Here is a 2,812-nt window from a genome sequence, read left to right as displayed (position 1 = left end):
ATGCGTTGTTTTTTGATGATTACGGCGGTATGCAGCGGCTTCAGTATTGCGTTGCTCACCCCTTAACAAGGCGTTATGTATTTTAATCAGTGGTTTAGTGATAACTGACTAATTAACGTTGGAGCTACTGTTAAAGCAACTAGAAACGAGTAAAAGCATGATTCGTATTATTAAGAAAATTTGTGGGTCATATTATGCTCCTGGAGTTATCATAGCCATTTTTATTATGTCGATATGTGTTGTAGAAAATAGAGTTATTGAGGGGCCATACACTGATAACGATGTGTTATACCATAAAGCTGAGGTAACAGGTAAGCATGGTACAGCTGGTCGTGGATTATCTTATGAAATTATTTTTGATAAAAAATACAAGTGCGATATTAAAGTTCAAGGGTATGACTTTAACTTAATAAATAATAACTATTCCCTAGGATATGGTTCGCACAAAGATACAGAAAATCTAAGTGTTGGGCTAGTTAGAACGCATGTAGATAATATTTATTATACTGTTTACGTTAAGGCGGGAGATGAAGTTCTTCTTTCTAGTTCTGATGGTCTTAATAAGATAAATAAATCTAATGCTGAGCAAGTTAAATGGAGTGTTTACTTAAGTCTTATGGCATTTGTTTTACTGTCTCTAATCTTTAGGTTTCTAAGGAAATATTATTAAATTATCTGTATAAAGTTTGCTATTAAATTTGTGCAACCAAAATACATAACAAACTGCTCAAGAGGGATTCACAACGCGTGTCATTTTTACTATGCGTGGATTTTAGTGACTAAGATGGTATGCAGCGGCTACGGTATTGCGTTGTTCACCCCTTAGCAGGGCGTTATATGCAATGGATTGGAATATTTATGAAAGGACTTAATAACATCTTAACTGGTTTTTCCTGGGGAATTGGCTTCTCAGTTGCACTCATTCTGAGTGGGTTGGTTTATACCAAGTTCGTTGAACCGTCGCTCGAAAATATTCTTGAAGACAAAGAAATAGATGATAAAGCAATTGAGTATTTGGCAGATTTCAAAACTGCCTATGGTTTAACATTAGAAAATGTCTTCAAAGATGGGGGCGATGTGCGTTTGGCTGTCGTACAGGAAAACCTGACGGAAGAAGCGTTATATTCTCGTGAGGTTTTAGCATCTGCGTTCGATGTGAATGGTAATTTTATTGGTAATTGTATCGGTGAAAATGAAATCTTCATTATGCAGCCAAAAGAAACCTCTTATCTTGAAATCAAATGTGGGTTTGTGCCATCGCAAGTCGAGCAAATCGGATCATTTAAGTTAAGGATTAAGCCGATTTAGTAAGCACCAGAAAATTGCATATAACAAACTGTTCAAGAGGGATTCGCAACGCGTGGCATTTTTACTATGCGTTGGTTTTGGTGTTTAAGGTGGTATGCGGCGACTTTGGTATTGCGTTGCTCACCCCTTAACAGGGCGTTAGCCCACAGGGTTCAAATTTTAATCATGGTGTTTGTATGAGTTTACAAAGATATAGAAGTAGAAGATGCAAAAAAACAAAGATAGTGGTCGTTATCTATCTATTGTTTCTATTGTGATTGCATCAGCCTCTGCATTTTTTGCGGGCAGTACTTTTGTTTACCCTAACTTTATTACGGATCGTGATTTGGTGGGTTCTGTAGTTCAAATAGAAACTAAGGAAAACGGAAGAGTATTAGTAGATATTGCATACATCAATGATGGTAATGTTGACGAAGTAATACTTGGACAAAAGCTAGTGTTTACTGATGATTACAAATCATATTTTCATTCTAGCCTGGGGAAGAATGATAAGTTAGAGCCGATCGTTTTGAAACCGGGTGAAGAAAAAGTTATTCGCTTTAAAGAAGAATTTCATAAAGATTTCCTCGAAGACTTTAAAAATAAAGAAAGAACAGAAAAAGCAAGTTATCCATATATCCGTGCAGGCGTTGAAATATCTCTTATTGATAGAAGTGGTGTAGGCTATAAAGTTAAGTACATGGGAGCTCTTGCATCTAGATTAGATGACTATGCTGTAGTATCAAATTTTGGTGCATTTTCTGTTGATGGAAGTTCATTTTCTCTGAATGAAGCGTCAGTTATCAAGTAGTGGTCTAACAAACAATTTAAGAGTGATTCGGCACGCGTGGCATTTTATTATGCGTTGGTTTTAGTGATTAAGGTGGTATGCGGTGGCATCGGTATTGCGTACCTCACACCTTAATTGGGCGTTATGTACTAGGAGGTAATGTGAAGAAAGTAAGCTATCTTCTCTTGGGGCTTTTATCGACATCTGTACTTGCTGAACCTAACGACGGACTTATTGGAACTTATCTGAATAGCGACAAGTTATCTTGTAACTTAGAAGTTAAGCTGTTTGAAAAACAGGGTAGAAACTACTTTGAGGTCAAGTTCGAAAAACGTCTATTAAGTGGAGAATATATACTAGATGAGCAATACGTGATTTTTGAGGGGTTAACTGCGTCTGAAGCGAGTGGACTTACAAAGCGAGAGGTAAGTGCTCGGATAGAAAGTGGGGAGCTATTGTTTCAAAACTATGGGAATAGTATGAATCCATATACTTTGTTCTCTGAATGTGCCGAGAAGTATCTGATACTGAGTAAAGTACGTACATAACAAACTGTTTAAGAGTGATTCGCAACGCGTGGCATTTTTACTATGCGGTGGTTTTAGTGGTTAAGGTGGTATGCGGAAGCTTCGGTATTGCGTTGCTCACACCTTAACAGGGCGTTAGGTGCTCAGGTGGAAACAGGAAGTTTTATGCAAATCAGGGAAGTAAGACCGAGTGATGCTCAATCAGTAC

4 protein-coding genes are annotated in these 2,812 nt (G+C 37.4%); all 4 read left to right on the top strand.

What is annotated here, in order from left to right:
* Positions 1-157 precede the first annotated feature (157 nt).
* Positions 158-670: a hypothetical protein gene (locus R7R78_RS23760; protein ID WP_045600897.1), complete on the top strand. Its 513-nt coding sequence runs from the start codon at positions 158-160 to the stop codon at positions 668-670.
* 188 nt (positions 671-858) lie between these two features.
* Positions 859-1,308, top strand: coding sequence for a metal ABC transporter ATPase (locus tag R7R78_RS23755; RefSeq protein ID WP_225474339.1), 450 nt, complete (start codon positions 859-861; stop codon positions 1,306-1,308).
* A 205-nt stretch (positions 1,309-1,513) separates the two neighbouring features.
* Positions 1,514-2,098, top strand: coding sequence for a hypothetical protein (locus R7R78_RS23745; RefSeq protein ID WP_225474338.1), 585 nt, complete (start codon positions 1,514-1,516; stop codon positions 2,096-2,098).
* Positions 2,099-2,238: 140 nt separating this feature from the next.
* The gene (locus R7R78_RS23740) at positions 2,239-2,625 is read left to right on the top strand and encodes a hypothetical protein (RefSeq protein WP_225474337.1); all 387 of its coding nucleotides are present in this window, start codon (positions 2,239-2,241) and stop codon (positions 2,623-2,625) included.
* Positions 2,626-2,812: the final 187 nt, after the last annotated feature.

It is taken from the genome of Vibrio sp. 2134-1, assembly GCF_033339495.1.
This window is presented reverse-complemented; position numbering and strand designations above follow the sequence as displayed.